The sequence below is a fragment of the Dyadobacter sp. genome (genome assembly GCF_017744695.1).
GTDB lineage: Bacteria > Bacteroidota > Bacteroidia > Cytophagales > Spirosomataceae > Dyadobacter.
Genome location: NZ_JAGIAS010000003.1, coordinates 534,160 through 552,078, shown reverse-complemented (window position 1 = coordinate 552,078; position 17,919 = coordinate 534,160). Strand labels below are relative to the sequence as shown.

The 17,919-nt window shown below is 49.4% G+C and carries 12 protein-coding genes; 10 read left to right on the top strand and 2 right to left on the bottom strand.

Features of this window, described 5'->3' with window-relative positions; genetic code table 11:
• The first annotated feature begins 105 nt into the window (after window positions 1-105).
• The 6 genes from J7619_RS14365 (at window position 106) to J7619_RS14340 (ending at window position 9,158) form a co-directional block, all read left to right on the top strand.
• A complete protein-coding gene (locus tag J7619_RS14365) occupies window positions 106-1,107 on the top strand; it encodes a GSCFA domain-containing protein (protein ID WP_291199365.1) in 1,002 nt (333 codons plus the stop codon).
• A 59-nt stretch (window positions 1,108-1,166) separates the two neighbouring features.
• Window positions 1,167-2,273 carry an Mrp/NBP35 family ATP-binding protein gene (locus J7619_RS14360; protein WP_291199362.1) on the top strand — a complete coding sequence of 369 codons (1,107 nt, stop codon included), beginning with the start codon at window positions 1,167-1,169 and terminating at the stop codon, window positions 2,271-2,273.
• Between the two features lie 68 nt (window positions 2,274-2,341).
• Window positions 2,342-2,599 (top strand): NifU family protein, encoded by a 258-nt coding sequence (locus J7619_RS14355; protein WP_291199359.1) that lies wholly within the window; start codon window positions 2,342-2,344, stop codon window positions 2,597-2,599.
• Between the two features lie 161 nt (window positions 2,600-2,760).
• Window positions 2,761-4,461, top strand: a complete 1,701-nt coding sequence (locus J7619_RS14350; protein WP_291199357.1) for a D-alanine--D-alanine ligase — start codon at window positions 2,761-2,763, stop codon at window positions 4,459-4,461.
• A gap of 191 nt (window positions 4,462-4,652) precedes the next feature.
• Entirely contained in the window at window positions 4,653-7,343 is a 2,691-nt protein-coding gene (locus J7619_RS14345) for an MGH1-like glycoside hydrolase domain-containing protein (RefSeq protein ID WP_291199355.1), read from the top strand.
• 51 nt (window positions 7,344-7,394) lie between these two features.
• Window positions 7,395-9,158 (top strand): phospho-sugar mutase, encoded by a 1,764-nt coding sequence (locus J7619_RS14340; protein ID WP_291199353.1) that lies wholly within the window; start codon window positions 7,395-7,397, stop codon window positions 9,156-9,158.
• A 54-nt stretch (window positions 9,159-9,212) separates the two neighbouring features.
• Here J7619_RS14340 and J7619_RS14335 read toward each other — a convergent pair whose 3' ends face one another.
• Window positions 9,213-10,973 carry a M56 family metallopeptidase gene (locus J7619_RS14335; protein WP_291199351.1) on the bottom strand — a complete coding sequence of 587 codons (1,761 nt, stop codon included), beginning with the start codon at window positions 10,971-10,973 and terminating at the stop codon, window positions 9,213-9,215.
• 32 nt (window positions 10,974-11,005) lie between these two features.
• Window positions 11,006-11,374, bottom strand: coding sequence for a BlaI/MecI/CopY family transcriptional regulator (locus tag J7619_RS14330; protein WP_291199349.1), 369 nt, complete (start codon window positions 11,372-11,374; stop codon window positions 11,006-11,008).
• 220 nt (window positions 11,375-11,594) lie between these two features.
• Between J7619_RS14330 and J7619_RS14325 the strand changes: the two genes are divergently transcribed.
• From J7619_RS14325 to J7619_RS14310, 4 genes are all read left to right on the top strand, one after another.
• Window positions 11,595-14,714 carry a SusC/RagA family TonB-linked outer membrane protein gene (locus J7619_RS14325; protein ID WP_291199347.1) on the top strand — a complete coding sequence of 1,040 codons (3,120 nt, stop codon included), beginning with the start codon at window positions 11,595-11,597 and terminating at the stop codon, window positions 14,712-14,714.
• Between the two features lie 6 nt (window positions 14,715-14,720).
• Window positions 14,721-16,139 (top strand): SusD/RagB family nutrient-binding outer membrane lipoprotein, encoded by a 1,419-nt coding sequence (locus J7619_RS14320; protein ID WP_291199345.1) that lies wholly within the window; start codon window positions 14,721-14,723, stop codon window positions 16,137-16,139.
• Between the two features lie 21 nt (window positions 16,140-16,160).
• On the top strand, window positions 16,161-16,637 hold the full coding sequence (locus J7619_RS14315) for a hypothetical protein (protein ID WP_291199343.1): 477 nt from the start codon (window positions 16,161-16,163) through the stop codon (window positions 16,635-16,637).
• 104 nt (window positions 16,638-16,741) lie between these two features.
• Entirely contained in the window at window positions 16,742-17,884 is a 1,143-nt protein-coding gene (locus J7619_RS14310; RefSeq protein WP_291199340.1) for a carboxypeptidase-like regulatory domain-containing protein, read from the top strand.
• The last annotated feature ends 35 nt before the right edge of the window (window positions 17,885-17,919 follow it).

The window sequence follows — 17,919 nt, the reverse complement described above, 5'->3', positions numbered from 1 at the left end:
TAAAATTTTCTAATAACCCAAATTATAAATTGCTAAACCCCAGCATTTAGTGAAATCCTGTGGTTTTCATGCTTAATTTTGTAGCCCGCTTGTCGTTTTTATGTAATGAAGGAAATAAAGTTGAGTACGGAAGTTGCCCTGGATACCCCGGATTGGAAGATTGACCATCACACTAAAATACTGACCATCGGCTCCTGCTTTGCCGAAGTATTGGGCAGCCAGTTGGGCGGTTTTAAGTTTGATGTACTCAATAACCCGATGGGGACGGTGTTCAATCCGCTGACGATATGCAAAATACTCGACAGCGCCGTGGAAGGGAAAAGGCCTAATCCGGCATTGTTCCTGCAAAATCCCGACCAAATCTGGCTTCACCACGATTTTCATTCTTCACAATGGGCAACTGGTCAGGGTGCATTGGATGCCCAGCTTTCCGACCAATTGGATGAGATTCGTGAGTTTCTGGCGGAGGCCGACCTGCTCGTGATTACCCTCGGGACTGCCTATGCGTACCGCCACAGGCAGACAAACCTGATCGTAGGCAATTGTCATAAGCTCCCCAGCGATCGTTTCATTAAGGAGCTCCTGCATTTCGATCAGATAGCGATCGCATTCGACCAGTTGATCCAGAAATTGATACCCTATAACCGCAAGTTGCGCATATTGCTTACGGTAAGCCCTGTGCGCCACACACGGGACACGCTTCCGCTTAATCAGGTGAGCAAGTCGACGCTGCGTCTGGTCGCCCACCGTCTTTCGGAAAAATACAAGCATGTAGACTATTTTCCGTCGTACGAGATCATGATCGATGAACTGCGTGATTACCGGTTCTACAAGGAAGATATGATCCATCCAAGTACGGTGGCGGAAGAATACGTTTTCAACGCATTTGCCCGGACCTACATAGAAGCCGGCTCATTGAAGTTCATGAATGAATGGGCGTCTGTCCGGGATACCCTGGCGCACCGGCCGCAGCATGGCCTCACGCCGGGACATTTGAAAATGTTGAAATCGCTGTGGAGCAAGCTCAACGCGATTTCACGAAATTTGGATGTTTCAGAGGAAATGGAGGAAGTGGAACGTAGGATCGGAGAATTTCCGGGAATGTAACAAACTCATTGGCGGCATTTCGTGTTGCATAATATCAAGTCAAAGTACCAACCATAATAATGGGAGAATTTACAATCAATAAAGAAAAAGTATTGCAGGCGTTGAGTACTGTGGAAGAGCCGGACTTGAAAAAGGACCTGGTGACGCTCGGTATGATCCAGGATATAGAAATCGGTGTGAACCAGGTCCGGTTTACGGTAGTGCTTACCACGCCGGCCTGTCCCCTCAAAGAACTGATCAGAAAGAATTGCGAGAATGCGATCCATGAGCATCTGAGTCCGGATGTAGAGGTGATCATCAAGCTTACGGCCAATGTGACGACTACCCGGCACACAGGTCCGCTGATTCCAGGCGTTAAAAACGTGATCGCAATTTCGTCCGGGAAAGGCGGGGTCGGTAAATCGACGGTTACGGCCAACCTCGCGATGGCGTTGCACCGCTCGGGAGCGAAAGTGGGTATTATCGATGCGGATATCTTCGGGCCTTCGATCCCGGTGATGTTTGGTGCGGAGAATATGCAGCCCACAATTACGCCCAAAGACGGAAAGAACTTTATCAACCCGATCCGTCAATATGGCATTAAAATGATGTCGATAGGCTTTCTGACACCGCCTGATAGTGCGGTTGTTTGGAGGGGCCCCATGGCTAGTCAGGCGTTGCGCCAGTTTTTCGGCGATACCGACTGGGGCGATCTGGATTACTTGTTGATCGACTTGCCTCCCGGTACCAGCGATATTCACCTGACATTGGTCCAGACTGTGCCGGTAACCGGAGCGGTAGTCGTGACGACACCCCAAAAAGTGGCGCTTGCGGATGCTGTGAAAGGTTTGTCGATGTTCAAGCAACCGCAGATTAATGTGCCTATCCTAGGTGTGATTGAAAACATGGCCTGGTTTACGCCCGAGGAGCTGCCCGACCACAAATACCACATTTTTGGCACAGGAGGCGGACAATCGCTGGCGGATAAATTTGACGTGCCTCTGATCGGCCAGATTCCATTGGTACAGGGCATTCGCGAGGCGGGCGATGACGGCCGTCCGGCGGTAATGGATACGAATCCGATCGTGAATGACGCGTTTATGGACGCCGCGGAAGCGTTGGCACAGCAAATTGCTATCCGGAATGCATCGCGTGAAAAAACGAAAGCTGTTGAAATTCAGGTTTAGCAGTTAGTAACTGAATGATTTGATTTTTTGGATATAATCTTGCATCTTAGCAGACAGACTTTTTAACAATGGATTCAAAAGAAAAAACCATAGAATTGATCGAGCAGGCGCTCGAAACCGTGCGTCCTTACCTGCATGCAGACGGAGGTGATGTGAAATTGGTGGAACTGACGGACGACATGATTGTGAAGCTGGAACTGCAAGGCTCCTGCCAAAGCTGCCCGATGAGCGCTATGACTTTCCGCGCAGGCCTGGAAGAATCGATCCGCAAAGCAGTGCCTTACATTAATAAAGTTGTTTCCTCGAATGTGGCCGAGCTGGCATAGCAGCGGAAAACGCATATCAATATTGATCGAAAGCAGTTTCCTGAACGGGAAGCTGCTTTTTGCGTTTTAATCGGTGCGGTAAATAGCCAGAAATTGATTCCTCCCGATTAGTCACTTATATTGCGGGCATCATTGGAATGCATTAATCAGGAATATCAAACATGCGTATCGGAATTTTTTTTGGAGGTCCTTCCCGCGAAAGGGAGATATCATTTGCAGGCGGTAAAACGGCATTTGAATACCTCGATAAGTCACTTTTTGAGCCGGTACCGGTTTTTGTGGACAGTTTCGGCAGGTTTATTCTGCTGCAAAAGGAATTAATGTATTCGTCCGAGATCCGGGAATTTTATCCCGCGCCGGGCATTCAAAAAGACGGCTTTAAAACTTACATCGAATCTTTTCCCGAACTGGCGGCTGCCGGTGTTTCTGCTGAAATCGGGAAACTGATTTCGCCGCTGGAATTCAAGGAGCATTTCGATTTTGCGTTCCTGGCTATGCACGGCCCGGATTGTGAAGATGGTGCGATTCAGGGTTTGCTGGAATGGTATAAAATCCCATATAGCGGTCCGGGTTTGATGGGCTCCGCTGTTGGAATTGATAAGATATTACAAAATGAAATGATTGCCCTCGTGAACGGGCAGGAAAAGAAAAGCTGGACGCTCAAATACAATCAGTGGATACCGAAGGATTACCCGCTGCTTTTCCAGGTTTTGAAAAAGCATCTTGGACTGCCGTTGGTCATCAAGGCTCCTCACCAGGGCTCGTCGATCGGCGTGGCGATTGTGAAGGAAGATTCCCTGGAAGAATTCGTATCGGCTGTAAACCAGTGTTTTTTCCAGATTGAACTCGATGCGGAGACCTGGACGGAGTTGGATGAAGCCGAAAAACTGGCCTGGGGACAAAAAATCGCTAACCTGGATGAAGGTATCGGTTTCCCGGTGATCCTGGGCGAAAAGACGATCTATCATCCTACGACGCTGATCAGCGAGCTGGAAATCTATTTTTCGAAAGGAAATGAGCACGCGTTACTGAGCAGCTCCAATGCAGAGGATCAGGTATTGGTAGAAGAGTTTGTGGATGGCCAGGAGTTTTCCTGTGGCTGCATTCAGTTCGATGATGGTTCGCCATTGGCATTGCCGCCGAGCGAAGTAATCAAAATGGTGAAGGTTTTCGATTTTAATGCCAAATATAAGCCTGGTGCGAGCCGCAAGCGTATTCCCGTGGATACAACGCTTGAAAAGAACCAGGAAATTCAGCAGATGATCGCCGCGACGTTTCAGCAACTGGGTATTAACGCCTGCGTGCGGATCGATGGATTTCTGACTGAAAATGGCACTATCCTGCTCCACGACCCGAACACGATCCCGGGAATGTCACCTACCTCTTTCATTTTCAAACAAATGGCGGAGATAGGTTTGAACGTAACTCAGGCATTGACCTACCTGGTACGTCAGTCGCTGCGCGAGCGCATACGTACGGGCAAGCACACCTGGGCGCTCCGTGCATTGCTCGAAACGCTCGATAAACGCATAGCTGCCAGTTTGGCCACTGAAAAGCCGCTTGAACATATCGTTTTCGATGCCACCGACGAAGCGTATGTCGAAGCGCGGCGTCGCTATGGCTTATTGAATGCCGGGGGAAAAGTGACTCCCGTTCCGGTATTGAAAGCCGCCGACGGCCAGTTTTATCAGCTGCCCAATCCATTGATGTTCAAGGAATATGTCTCGGACGTGGAGGAATTGTTGCACGCCGAACGGCATCCCCTGCTGGTCGAAACTTCGCAAAAGGCGGCGCCCCTTACGCATTTCTTCGCGGGGGACGTTTCCTATGATATTATCCGAATAGACAACCCGGTCCTTTAATTGCAAGTATTCGCAGGTTACTTATTTGGGCTCATTATGAGTCGTTTATGCGCTTTTTTGTAGCCGCGGATAACCAGCTGCCGGATTGTTAAATTTTTTCAATTTTCTTCCGGTTTCTGGTGTTTTTGAAAACCGGTTTTCTAAATTGGGTAATTATTGAAATTCATTCCTTTCGAAAAATTGACGGATTAATGGCACAAGGAGCTGAAAAAGTTAGGTTAAGTCTTCAAACAGAAAATAAGGGATGGAAGAAATGGGGACCTTACTTATCGGAGCGCCAATGGGGCACGGTTAGGGAGGATTATAGTGGAAATGGCGACGCCTGGAACTATATCACCCATGAAATGGCCCTTTCCAAAGCATACCGCTGGGGCGAGGACGGGATCGGTGGTTTTTCTGATAACAAGCAACATATATGTCTGTCTTTCGGGTTCTGGAACCATAAGGACAAAATACTGAAAGAACGCATTTTCGGTCTGACCAACCGCGAATCGAATCACGGGGAAGATGTGAAGGAGATGTATTATTATCTCGATAGTACCCCCACGCATTCGTATACCAAAATGCTGTATAAGTACCCGCAGCAGGCATTTCCGTACGACAAGCTACGGCAGGAAAACGGGCGGCGGGGCAAACAGGACCCGGAATACGAGATTATGGACACAGGTGTGTTCGATAACGATGAGTATTTCGATATTTTTATCGAGCATGCAAAGGCCGATGAGGAGGATATCCTGATGAAAGTGACGGTTTTCAACCGGGGCAAGGAAGATGCGCCTATTACCGTGCTGCCGCAAATCATGTTCCGGAACACCTGGTCGTGGGGTTATGAGGCGTTCAACTATAAGCCGATCATGAATGGTATTTCAAACCGCCTGATCGAGGTAACGCACCGGAAGCATGGGAAATACAACCTCTATCTCGATGGTGCGGATGAACTGCTATTCTGCGAGAACGAGACGAACTTCAAAAAGCTTTACGGCACAGCCAATAACACGGCTTATCCGAAAGACGGGATCAACGACTACATTGTAAGTGGTCAGAAGTCGAATACCGTTAATCCGAACAATATCGGTACAAAGGCTGCGGCCCGTTTTACCAAAACCATCAAAGGCGGGGAAAGCGTCACTTTACGCCTCCGGTTTGTGAATCACTCCATTTCGGAGCCGTTCGGTGGTTTTGAAGATTTTTTCAACAAACGAATCCGTGAAGCCGATGAGTTTTACGATGATTTACAGCGTGATGTAGCCGACGCCGACCTTCGCTCGATCCAGCGGCAATCGTACGCCGGAATGCTTTGGAGCAAGCAATTCTACTACTATAATGTGTACGAATGGTTGAAAGGTGACCCCGCGCAACCGGGACCGAACCAGGGCCGTAAATGGGGCCGTAACTCGGGCTGGAAGCATTTGTATGCGGCCAATATCATTTCAATGCCTGACAAATGGGAATACCCGTGGTTTGCCGCCTGGGATTTAGCTTTCCATTGCGTACCATTGGCGAGGGTAGATGCCGATTTTGCCAAAAGACAACTCGAAATCCTCCTGCGCGAGTATTACATGCACCCGAACGGGCAGATACCCGCATACGAGTGGAACTTCTCCGACGTCAACCCGCCTGTACACGGTTGGGCGACCTGGAAGGTGTACGAGATCGACCGGGAACAGAACAACGGGGTAGGGGATATTGAATTTCTGGAAAAGATATTCCATAAACTGCTGCTGAACTTCACCTGGTGGGTTAACCAGAAGGACGATACCGGCAACAACATATTCAGTGGCGGTTTCCTCGGGCTGGATAATATCGGAGTATTCGATCGATCTACGCCGATGCCATTTGGCGGGAAGTTGCAACAGGCCGACGCGACGGGCTGGATGGCGATGTACACGCTCAATATGCTCCGTATTTCGGTGGAGGTGGCGCTTGTACATGGCGTTTACCAGGATATGGCTTCTAAATTCTTCGAACACTTCCTGCACATTGCAGGTGCGATGGAATCGATTGGCGGTAAAAACTCGTCGATCAGCCTTTGGGACGAGGAAGACCAATTCTACTATGACGTAATCCACATTCCGAACGGCCAGAGCATTCTGTTGAAAGTTCGTTCTATCGTAGGGTTGATCCCGTTGTTTGCGGTGGAAATCCTTGATCCGCAGAATCTGGACAAGCTACCGATTTTCAAACGCCGGGTTGAATGGGTGCTGGCCAACCGCCCTGACCTCGCGCGGCTGATTTCCCGCTGGTTCGAATCAGGGAAGGGGGAAAACAGACTGCTGTCGATCCTGCGCGGGCACCGGATGAAGATGATCATGAAACGGATGCTCGACGAGAGCGAATTCCTGTCGGATTACGGCGTGCGGGCTTTGTCCAAGTACCACGAGGAAAACCCCTACAAGTTTTATATTAACGGAGAAGTGTTGCAGGTCGATTACACGCCTGCGGAAGCGTTGACCGACATTATGGGGGGGAACTCCAACTGGCGCGGGCCGATCTGGTTCCCGCTGAATTACCTCATATTTGACTCATTGATGAAATTCCACACCTACTACGGCGAGGATTTCATGATCGAGTACCCGACAAACTCCGGTAATCTCACGACAATTAAGGACGCTGCCCTGGCTATTGCGTGCCGGCTGATCGATATTTTCAAGAAAGATTCGGAGGGCAAGCGCGCGGTGTACGGGCATGATGAGAAAATGCAGAAAGACCCTAACTTTAACGACCACGTTCTGTTTTACGAATACTTCCATGGTGATAATGGTCGCGGATGCGGGGCAAGCCACCAAACCGGTTGGACGGGCCTTGTGGCGGAGTTGATCCACAAAACTGCGAAAGAGCAGTTCTCGGCCATCGAGAAGGAACCGATGGAGGTTAGTAAATAAGGACGATACATACATTTTAAAATTCTCTTAATTAATTCTATTTAACTGATTATGACTGCAAAATTGGAACCGAATGTGATGACCAAAGTGAGCAGCTGGCTCAACGGTGATTATGATATCGATACGAAACAATCCATTCAACAATTGATCGATGAAGGCAACGATACTGAACTGACGGATGCGTTTTACAAAGACCTCGAATTCGGAACGGGCGGGTTGAGAGGCCTGATAGGTATTGGTTCCAATCGTATGAATCGCTACACCGTAGGTACCGCTACGCAGGGATTGGCTAATTATTTGAACAAAGCTTTCCCGAATGAGGCCAAAAGCGTGGCAGTGGCTTATGACAGCCGGATCAAATCGGATGAGTTTGCGAAAATCATTGCCGATATTTTCACAGCTAACGGGATTTCGGTATACCTTTTTGAAGCGTTGCGTCCTACGCCCGAGCTTTCCTTCGCGATCCGTTTGCTGGGTTGTAAAAGCGGTGTAGTGGTGACGGCTTCGCACAATCCGAAAGAATACAATGGCTACAAAGCCTACTGGACCGATGGTTCGCAGGTGGTAGCGCCGCACGATACCAACATTATTAACGAAGTGAATGCCATCACGTCCATCGACCAGGTGAAATTTGACGGCGATGCTTCGAAGATTACCAAAATTGGTGCCGATGTGGATGGAAAATATATCGACCATATCCTCTCGCTTTCGATCTCGAAAGGGGCATTGGAGCGGCAGAAAGACCTTAAGATCGTGTACACGCCATTGCACGGAACCGGCGTGACCCTGGTACCGCAATTGTTGAGTAAAATGGGTTTCGAGGCGGTGACGGTCATCCAGGAGCAGGCTGAACCGAAAGGCAATGGCCAGTTCCCGACGGTGGTTTATCCAAACCCGGAAGAAAGCGAGGCAATGTCCAAAGCTGTGGAGAAGGCGAAGGAAATCGATGCGGACCTGGTAATGGGTACCGACCCTGATTCCGACCGCGTGGGTATCGCTGTGAAAAACCACCACGGAGAAATCCAGCTCCTGAATGGCAACCAGACAGCCAGCGTGCTCATTTACTATCTCCTGAATGCATGGAAGGACGCAGGTAAGCTCACCGGGACGCAGTTTGTTTGTAAAACGATCGTTACCACCGACCTGATCGATAAAATGGCGGCGGCATACGATGTGAAATGCTATAACACGCTTACGGGCTTCAAATATATCGCACAGGTAATCCGCGAGAAAGAAGGCCAGGAGCAGTTTATCGGCGGCGGTGAGGAAAGTTACGGTTACCTGATCGGCGACGCGGTGCGCGACAAGGATGCAATCGCGTCTTGTGCAATGATCGCCGAGCTGACGGCTTATGCCAAAGACAAAGGCCTGAGCCTGTTCGATATGCTGATGGAAATCTACAAACAGTTCGGTTTCTATTACGAAGGGCTGATCTCACTTACCAAAAAAGGTAAATCGGGCGCCGATGAAATCCAGCAAATGATGGCCGACTTCCGTGCCAATCCTCCGAAAACCATCGCGGGATCGCCGGTTGTGAGAATGGACGACTACAAAGCATTGACAACGACCGATTTCAAATCGGATAGCACGGTTTCCATTCCATCGGGCGAAATGGGTATCGAGTCGTCGAACGTGTTACAGTTCTTCACCGAAGACGGCACGAAGTTCACTTGTCGCCCGTCCGGTACCGAGCCGAAAATCAAATTCTACGTAGGCGTGCGCGCTGCGTTGGAGAAGAACGAGGATTTCGACAGCGTTTACGCTTCGTTGAAAGAGAAAGTGAAAGCGATTGGCGAGGAGCTGAATTTGAAATAGGACCTTGTAATAGGTTAATAAAACGTGAAGGCGGCTCATTTGGGCCGCCTTCTGCTATTTGGTGTAAATGACAAAGTAGGTCTTGTGCTGGTTGTTTTCCCGGAAAGAAATCTTCTTGATTTTATCGACGGTAAGTTTGCTTGCCTCTTCGCGGGTCGAGCGGTTGGTATTAATGTAAAATTCGGAATTGGCGTGCTTGTCAGTAAATAGCAGCGTGTTTTGCTCTGATTTTCCAAAGCCTTCCCTTTCCAGCAATCCTTTGTTGCCGTTGCCGTCAAAAAATCCCTCGTTTATCGAGCCACCCGAATTAGGCCCAATAGTACCGAAGAGGTTCTTCTCAAAAAATTCAACCTCTTTTTCCTTCTTAATGGCTAATGCACTCCGATAATCTCTTTCCATTTCGCTTCGCAATGGAGCTGGTGGACTTTGGCCCATGCCGAGGCCGCCTTTCCGCACAAAACCGGAGTAACCTTTCATAGGCGTAGTACTATCATCGCCTTCATCACCTTCGCCCATACTGCCTTGACCTTTAACGTGTACTGAAATAGAGGTGATAAAATTCTGCAATGGGTCGTATTGCAACTTATTGATAGTCATGTCGTAGCCGAATTTTTTGAGTTCGGGTTTCATATCATTGATCTGCTCCCACGTCATTAAAGGTGTAATAGCCCAGTATAAGGTGTCATTTCGGACAAAAATCCCTTTAACTTTTGGTCCTAAGTCCTGTGCAATCCGAAGTGTGTCATATACTTCACCAACAAGTTTTGCGTGTAATGGAACCGGGTTGGTTTCTTCGTTTTTTATTGTACTTGTAAGTGTGTCTTTTGCAGGCTCGGTTCGTGTAATCACTTCTCCTACCAATGGCTTCACAAATGGCTTGATCATTTCCGGCGCGAGCTCAACAATCTGCTCCCGATAAGGCGCAACGAATGCCGATGAAATGTAAACCAATGCGAGCACCGCCACATATTTACCCCAAACCAGATAATGCGAGGGCTTCCGGTTCATCATTTTAATGCGTTTTTTGAGCAGCGACTGGGCAAATGAATTGGTCAACGGCAAGTCCTGCGTGCGCATGACCGTATGCAGGAGGTTGTATTGATATTGCTTTTTCTCAATACCATTGTCCAGTACGGCGCGGTCGGCGAGGTATTCGAGGTTTTCCCGTACGAGTTTCTGGTGAATCCACGCAAACGGGTTAAACCACAGGCAGATCTTCTGAATTTCGGTCAGCAGGAGGTCGGCACTGTGCCATTGCCGGGAATGTTCGGTTTCGTGCGCGATAATGTTGCGCAACTCAAAATCGGAATGCTTGGACGGATCAAGAATGATCCATTTAAAAAATGAGTAAGGTGCCGAGCCTGCGACACGAAGAATGCGATTGCCGCCCGCATATTGTTCGGCGTGGCCTTTTGCGACGATAATGAACAATCGGCTTAATTGAAATAGCAATCGGGCGGAAAAAATCATCATCCCTGCAAAATACATGACCAGCAGCCAATCGGCAACAGTCATGGAAGGCTCCGCGGCTGCGATTTGCGTTTTAAATGGTTCGGACTGAATACCCGCCAGTGATGGGCCGAGTGCCGGAAGTTTCTCCACTACTTTCGGAATGCTTTGGTGAAACTCCGTTTGCACTTCCACCGGCCCCCAACTCGGCAGGCTTACGAGCGGTAATGTCCAGGCTGCGGCCACATTGAGCCAAAGGAGCACACGGTTAAGTCTCGAAAATGTTTCAAACTGGATCAGCCAGCGGTAAGCTAATGTGAGCACGGCCAGCACCAGGCTGACTTTCATGAGGTAAGGGATCAGCATAAGTCGGCGGATTAATGTGGTACATCAATACTCTACGCTCCTTCTTCGATCATCCGGATGATCTCGCGCAGATCGTCCGGCGTCACTTTTTCCTGCTTCGCGAAATAGGCAACGAGGTCTTTATAGGAATCGTTGAAATAGCCTCCAACGACTTTCCCCAACACGAAATGGTTCTGGTAATCCTCCTGCTTCACGACAGGGAAATATTCATAGGTATTCCCGAATTGCCGGTGCGATACATAGCCCTTTTCTTCCAGATTCCGGATAATGGTCGATACGGTGTTGTAATGCAGCTTCGGCTCGGTAAAAAGCGGAAGCATGTCTTTCACAAATGCGGTGCCCAGCTTCCATAGTACCTGCATTACTTCTTCTTCTTTATTGGTCAGCTTTTCAAGTTCCATACCGTAAATATGAAACTATTTTTATAGTTAACAAACTATTTTTCTAGTAATAATATTTTTTGAAATAAAACTTGAAAAAAAATATGCGCATCGGGCAGCTTCTAATGCGCCGCTGGGTAATCGATATGTTACCTTTTGTTGTCTTATTGTGATTTATATTAATACTTTTTAAAGAACGAATTGTAAATTACATGTATCATGTAACGACACCTGACTGATTATGATGAAAAAACTACTTCACAACAACATGACGTTGCTTTGCCTGATGATGGCATTCTGCTGTAATGCCGCCTGGGCGCAAAGCGGGCCGGTGACGGGCAAAGTCACGGACAAAGACGGGGTTGAAATTCCCGGCGTAAGTGTGAGCGTCAAAGGGACCTCCCAAGGTACTTCTACCAATGAAAAGGGGGGATATTCGGTGCAAGCCGGACCTGGTGCTGTATTGGTATTCAGTTTTATCGGTTTTAAGAAGCAAGAGGTGCTTCTGGGTAACCAGCGTTCAGATGTAAATGTGCAAATGGAGGCGGATGTGTCGATGCTCGATGAGGTGGTGGTGACTGCGCTCGGGCAAACGCAGGAAAAGCGGGCGATCGGTTACTCGGTACAGTCGATCCGGTCCGATGAAATCAAAGAATCAGGCAATCCGAATATGGTAGGGGCATTGCAGGGGAAGATTGCCGGCGCGGTGATTACCGGCTCGGGCGGCGCACCAGGGGCCGGGGTGAACATCATCCTCAGGGGCATTACCTCGCTCAGCGGAAGCGCCGATAATCAGCCATTGTTTGTGATTGACGGCATTATTATCAGTAATGCTACCACAGCCGGCAACCCGTTGCCGAGCGCAGGTTCAGCTTCTCCCGGCGCCTCGGAGCAGTTTGCCAATACCAATCGCGCCGCCGACATTAACCCCGACGATGTCGAGAGTATCTCTGTACTGAAAGGTCCCGCTGCAACGGCGCTTTATGGTTTGCGGGCCTCCAACGGCGCCATTATCATCACCACCAAGCGCGGCAAATCGGGGAAGCTGAATGTCTCGGTGTCGCTATCAGGTGGAGTGGATGTGCTGGGGAAGTCACCCGATATCCAGACACGCTTTCTGCAAGGCCGTTTCGGGGAGTTCATTTCGCCTACGGAAGTGCGCCAGCGGACGCCCTACCAGTCGTTCGGGCCATCGATCATCGGCAATACAACCGACCACATTTATGACAATTTCCGCGGCTTTTATCGGACTGGTTTTCGTACCAATAATAATATTACACTCACTAAAGGAAGTGAAAAGGGCAACATCTATGTCTCGGCAGGACATAACTACCAGCAAGGAATCGTGCCGGCCACCTATTTTGAAAGGACTTCCGCTAAAATTGCCGGTACCTATAATTTTACCAAGCGCTTTTCTGCCTCGGGCTCGTTCAACTACATTCGTTCCGGCGGAAAACGCCCGCCTGCCGGCGATAAATCAGTATTCAGTGCATTGTCGTACTGGCCGAATACCTATGATGTAAACGACTATCTGAACCCGGATGGATCCTACAAGAATCTTTTGCCCGGTTTTACGGATAATCCCGTTTATCTCGTCAAAAAGAGCCCGCGGATCGATGCGGTCAATCGCTATATCGCCGATCTGACATTGAATTACAATGTTACCGGCTGGCTCACGGCCAAATACCAGATTACCCTGGACGCTTTCAACGAGCGGCGCAAGCGGCAGGTCGACAGTACTTTCGATGTAGGCACGGCCGTCAAAGGTTTTTTGATCAGGGAGTATATCAATTACCGTGAAATCAATTCCAACTTATATCTGACAGCCACGAAGCAGTTCAATGAAAACTGGAATGGTTCGCTGATGGTCGGGAACTCAGTGGTGGGCAGCAAACGGCCTGACAGCTATTATGAACGCGGCGAAGGATGGAAAGCGCCTTTTACCGACGAAATCAGCAGTTACCGTAACCAGCAAAAGCGCTTCTATTCGCCGCTGCAATACCGCATCGTGAGTTTTTTTGCGGATGCCAAGCTGAGTTATAAGGATGTGTTGTACCTGAATGCGACCGGCCGGAACGACATTGTTTCGACGCTCCCCAAGGCTAACAGGTCCTTCTTTTATCCTTCGTTCAGCGCCGGATATATTTTCACGGAAAACCTGCCCAAAAACAATATCCTCAGCTACGGAAAGCTTCGCGCGTCGTGGGCGCAGGTAGGTAAGGGCACGGATCCGTACGTGATTGGCGTGTATTACGAGCTGGCAGACAATTTTCCGTTTGGTAATACGGTGCCCGGCTATGTCCGGCGGTCTACGACTGCGGCGGATAACCTGAAACCCGAGCGCACGACTTCGCTCGAATTCGGTACCGAGCTACGGTTTTTCCGGAACCGGCTCATGCTCGATGCTACCTATTTTACGATGGACAGCAAGGATCAGATCGTTCGTGCGCCTGTTTCGAATGTATCGGGCTATTCCTTTTATTATACCAATATCGGCCTGATCCGTAATAAGGGTGTCGAGTTGCTAGCCAGTTTCAAGCCGGTGCAGACGGCTCGGTTCAATTGGGATATGTCATTGAATTTTACAAAAATGTCTGGCCGGGTGATTGAAATGCCGGATGAGCTTGAAGAAATCTCCTATTTCGACAACGGCAGCCGCGGTGTGTTGAAAGTGCGGGAAGGCAGCAAGCTCGGTGAACTGTGGGGTCTCGACTACCTGCGTGCGCCGGATGGCCAGTTGCTCATCCAGTCGAACGGGTTTCCGCTTACGAGCCAGGTAACTGTGCCTTGGGGCAACGCATTACCCGATTGGACGGCCGGACTCACCAACTCCTTCAACTACCGCGGAATAGGTCTTTCATTCCTGCTTGAATGGCGACAGGGTGGCGACGTGGTCGATCTCGGCGAGCGCAATGCATTCCGTTCCGGTTCGATCGAGATTACCGGTCGGCGCTACGAGCGGGTCGTGTTTAAAGGTGTTGTCGAACAAAAAGGTGCCGATAATTCGGTAACCTATGTGCCCAATACCAAGTCGGTAGTGCTCGACGATGCATTCTACAACCCATCGACGGCACGTTACATGGGGAATTCCGCGCAATTCAATATCCAGGATGGTTCATGGTTCCGGTTACGTACGGTGAGCCTCTCCTACGCGATTCCGAAAGCTGCATTGGCCAAAACCGTTTTCAAAGGAGTTGTACGATTCAATTTTACCGGTACAAACCTCTTTTTGAATACGCCATTCCGCGGGTACGACCCGGAGGCCCTTACATTTGGCTCCGGGACCAACCTCATCGGTTTCGTGGGACGGAATAATCCGGCTACACGCAGTTTTCAGTTGGGTATCAATGTCAACTTCTAGAAACTTATGAAAAATATTCGATACATATTCAAAATGCTGCCATTGGCGGGTCTGCTCCTGACGTCGTGCGATAAATTCCTGGATATCAACACAGACGAAACACTCAAAGGCGATGCGACCATGCAGGAACTCCTGCCGACCGCGCAGTTTTACACGGCTGAGGCGAGTTTTCAGCAGGCCTATGTTGCTTGTCAGTATGCCCAGCAACTGGGTAGCGCGCTCGGAGCCAATGGAATCGATACTTATGCCGAAACGGATAACACGCTGGGATGGTCCAATCTTTACCTGTATGCGCTGCCGCAGCTCAACGCAATTATTCAAAAAGGAGAGAAAGAAGCCTCGCCGGCTTATGTAGGTATTGCAAAGGTACTTACGGCGTATAATCTTGGCCTGGCGACCGTCAGCTGGGAGAATGTGCCGTACAGCCAGGCTGACCAGAAGAACTTTTCTCCCGCATATGATACGCAGGAGCAGATATATGCTACAATTGATAAGCTCCTGGGCGAAGCGGTGACTGAGCTCAGCGGCAGCACCGGAACGAAACCCGGTCAAGATGACCTCATTTACCAGGGCGATTTGGGCAAATGGACCCGGCTGGCCTACTCGCTGCGCGCCCGCTACCTTTGGCATGGTTCCATATGGAATCCCCAACAGGCCGCAGAAGGTGCGCTTGCTGCCCTGGAAAAAGGTATGAAGGGAAATGAGGATGATTTTCAATTGCAGTACAATTCCAAAAACCTCAGTCCCTGGTATAGTAAAGTGGCTATCCCGAACACAACCGGCAACCTGTCCGTCACATTTTCGAATACTATCGTAGATCTCTTTAATGGTACCAGCCAGGGCATTATCGACCCGCGTTTATCGAAAGTGATTGGTTTGAAAAATAATCAGACTGTCTATTCCGGCGTTGTGCCCGGCTCGGGCAGCGGCTCGACGGTCGACCTGAACAACAAAGCCTGGCATTCGAATATCAACTCACCACTCGTGATGATGACCTACTCCGAGTTGAAAGGGATCGAAGCGGAAGCAAGGCTGGCCGGGAATGCAGGCGGAGGTACTTCGGCAGCCGGGTATACGGCGTACCAGGAAATGATTTCTGCCAACATGAAGAAGGTGGGTGTTGAGCAGACAGATATCGATCAATTTCTGAAAGATGCGAGGATCAATATAGGTGCTTCCAAGCTGACAGCCAAACAAATCGTTACCGAGAAATTCAAATCCATGCTGTTGATCGGCGATATCTGGACGGATATCCGTAAGTATGATTACCTGGATTTCCCTATGCCGACCAATCCGAATCCTGATTTGCAGGGCAAACGCATTCAGCGGATGAAGTACCCTGATTCGGAAATCACCCGTAATTCCAAGACCGTGCTGGCCAATCAAAAGGATCCCGAAGTGCTCATGTGGCTGATCAACAAATAGATTTTATAAAATTGAAATAATATGAAACTGATCTTGAAATACATTCTCTCTTGCCTGACCCTGTCTCTGGTGCTTACGAGTTGCTATAAAGAGCCCGATTTGTTCGAGGAGCTGTTGGTCAGCAATGGAAAAGTGCCGCAGATCGCCGTAGTTTGGCTGGGCGATGCGAAAGTCTATAATGCAGCCGGCGTGCTGCAAACGACTACAACAGTGGATTCGCTCAGCACGGTGAATGTGAACATCGAATATACCTCGGAAATAGCCGTCAAAGAGTTTAAAATTTATTCAGCACCGACCGCTGCGGGGGCACAAACGCTGCTTGCTACTATCCCTGCGGGTGCGCAGAAGTATGATGCCGAGCTGCGCAATTATGTGATGAAGGTGCCTATCACCGCGCCGAAGGGCAAAGGCGTGACGTCCATCATTTTTGCTGAGATTATTGCAGAAAATTCATACGCGTCGTCCCAAAAAACGGCCACGTTGAAAACGAAGCCGTAGCTGAAAGAGAAAGGGATATGCAACGTTTGCAGGGTATTTCGGGTATCGGTTCAAAGTTTACAAACTCCTCGTTTATCTTTGAGGTTTAAAGCTTTGAATGTCCGATGCACCCCTTTCTGAACCGCATATCCCTTATCCGTCTTTTATTGATATTGACCGTAACCGCTTTTGCGCGTACAAGCACGTTCGCGCAGCAGGCAGGAACGGTTGCGCTCGCAGGAAAGGTCACCGACGAAAAAACCGGAAAACCGTTGCCCTTTGCCAATGTCTTCATTAATAATTCGACCATAGGAACCAATTCCGACGAAAACGGCAACTACCGGTTGCCTAACCTCGCGGTCGGGAACCTGGAACTGGTGGTATCGTTCCTGGGCTACGAAACCGTGAAGCAAACATTGCGCTTTGAACAGCCGGGTACCAAGACAGTTGTTTTCAAACTACGCGAAGGGCAGGAACTGAAAGGGGTGACCATCGTGGCTAAAAAGAATAAAAAGCGCGAGAGGCATTTGAAAATCATCATTCGTGAGCTGCTGGGGAGAGGTAAATTCAGCAAGTTGTGCAAAGTACTGAACCCGGAAGTATTGCGGATCTCGGAGGATGACGACGGGCACCTCGGCGCGCAGACAACGAAACCGCTGATTATCGAGAATTACGCATTGGGTTACCGCATTCATCAGGACCTGGATGATTTCGACTATTTTAATGGAAAGGTTTACTATGGTGGCGCCACACGTTTTGAGCTTTTGACCCCGAAAGACGATGCACAGCGCAAGCAATGGCGGACCAACCAGAAGGAGGCTTACAAGGGTTCTCTCAAACATTTGCTGACGAGCATGGTTGCCGATAGTTTACAGGAACAGGGTTTCAAGGTTTTTCAGGTGATCCCGGACTCTCTTCGCATTTTTAAGTCGGTGAGGAGCGTGAATGGGTACAACACCATTACTAATCACATCCATAACCGGATAGAGCCAGTACGCGGCATGCGCCTCGTTCGCCCGGGCGAGCTGCCTACCGAGCGGTTGGTGGTGTCACTGACGCAGCTGGAAGTATTTAACATGAACAAACACGGTAAGTCGCCTTATGCGGACATGTCGTACGCCTACACGCAGATAACGCTTCCGCAGGGCTACATGGTCACGACGCCGCAAGGATGGGTGGTCATGCCGATGGGTTTTGAAATTGCCGGCGACCTGGGCAACGACCGTTTCTCCAACCTTCTCCCCGCCGACTGGAAGCGGGACGAGTAATCTTTCTGTTTACGTATAATGTTTCCCGTAGCCAT

What these genes read in the sequence shown, in the direction of transcription:
- J7619_RS14365 (WP_291199365.1), top strand. Translation starts at nt 106, where the DNA reads ATGAAGGAAATAAAGTTGAGTACGGAAGTTGCCCTGGATACCCCGGAT.
- J7619_RS14360 (WP_291199362.1), top strand. Translation starts at nt 1,167, where the DNA reads ATGGGAGAATTTACAATCAATAAAGAAAAAGTATTGCAGGCGTTGAGT.
- J7619_RS14355 (WP_291199359.1), top strand. Translation starts at nt 2,342, where the DNA reads ATGGATTCAAAAGAAAAAACCATAGAATTGATCGAGCAGGCGCTCGAA.
- J7619_RS14350 (WP_291199357.1), top strand. Translation starts at nt 2,761, where the DNA reads ATGCGTATCGGAATTTTTTTTGGAGGTCCTTCCCGCGAAAGGGAGATA.
- J7619_RS14345 (WP_291199355.1), top strand. Translation starts at nt 4,653, where the DNA reads ATGGCACAAGGAGCTGAAAAAGTTAGGTTAAGTCTTCAAACAGAAAAT.
- J7619_RS14340 (WP_291199353.1), top strand. Translation starts at nt 7,395, where the DNA reads ATGACTGCAAAATTGGAACCGAATGTGATGACCAAAGTGAGCAGCTGG.
- J7619_RS14335 (WP_291199351.1), bottom strand. Translation starts at nt 10,973, where the DNA reads ATGCTGATCCCTTACCTCATGAAAGTCAGCCTGGTGCTGGCCGTGCTC.
- J7619_RS14330 (WP_291199349.1), bottom strand. Translation starts at nt 11,374, where the DNA reads ATGGAACTTGAAAAGCTGACCAATAAAGAAGAAGAAGTAATGCAGGTA.
- J7619_RS14325 (WP_291199347.1), top strand. Translation starts at nt 11,595, where the DNA reads ATGATGAAAAAACTACTTCACAACAACATGACGTTGCTTTGCCTGATG.
- J7619_RS14320 (WP_291199345.1), top strand. Translation starts at nt 14,721, where the DNA reads ATGAAAAATATTCGATACATATTCAAAATGCTGCCATTGGCGGGTCTG.
- J7619_RS14315 (WP_291199343.1), top strand. Translation starts at nt 16,161, where the DNA reads ATGAAACTGATCTTGAAATACATTCTCTCTTGCCTGACCCTGTCTCTG.
- J7619_RS14310 (WP_291199340.1), top strand. Translation starts at nt 16,742, where the DNA reads ATGCACCCCTTTCTGAACCGCATATCCCTTATCCGTCTTTTATTGATA.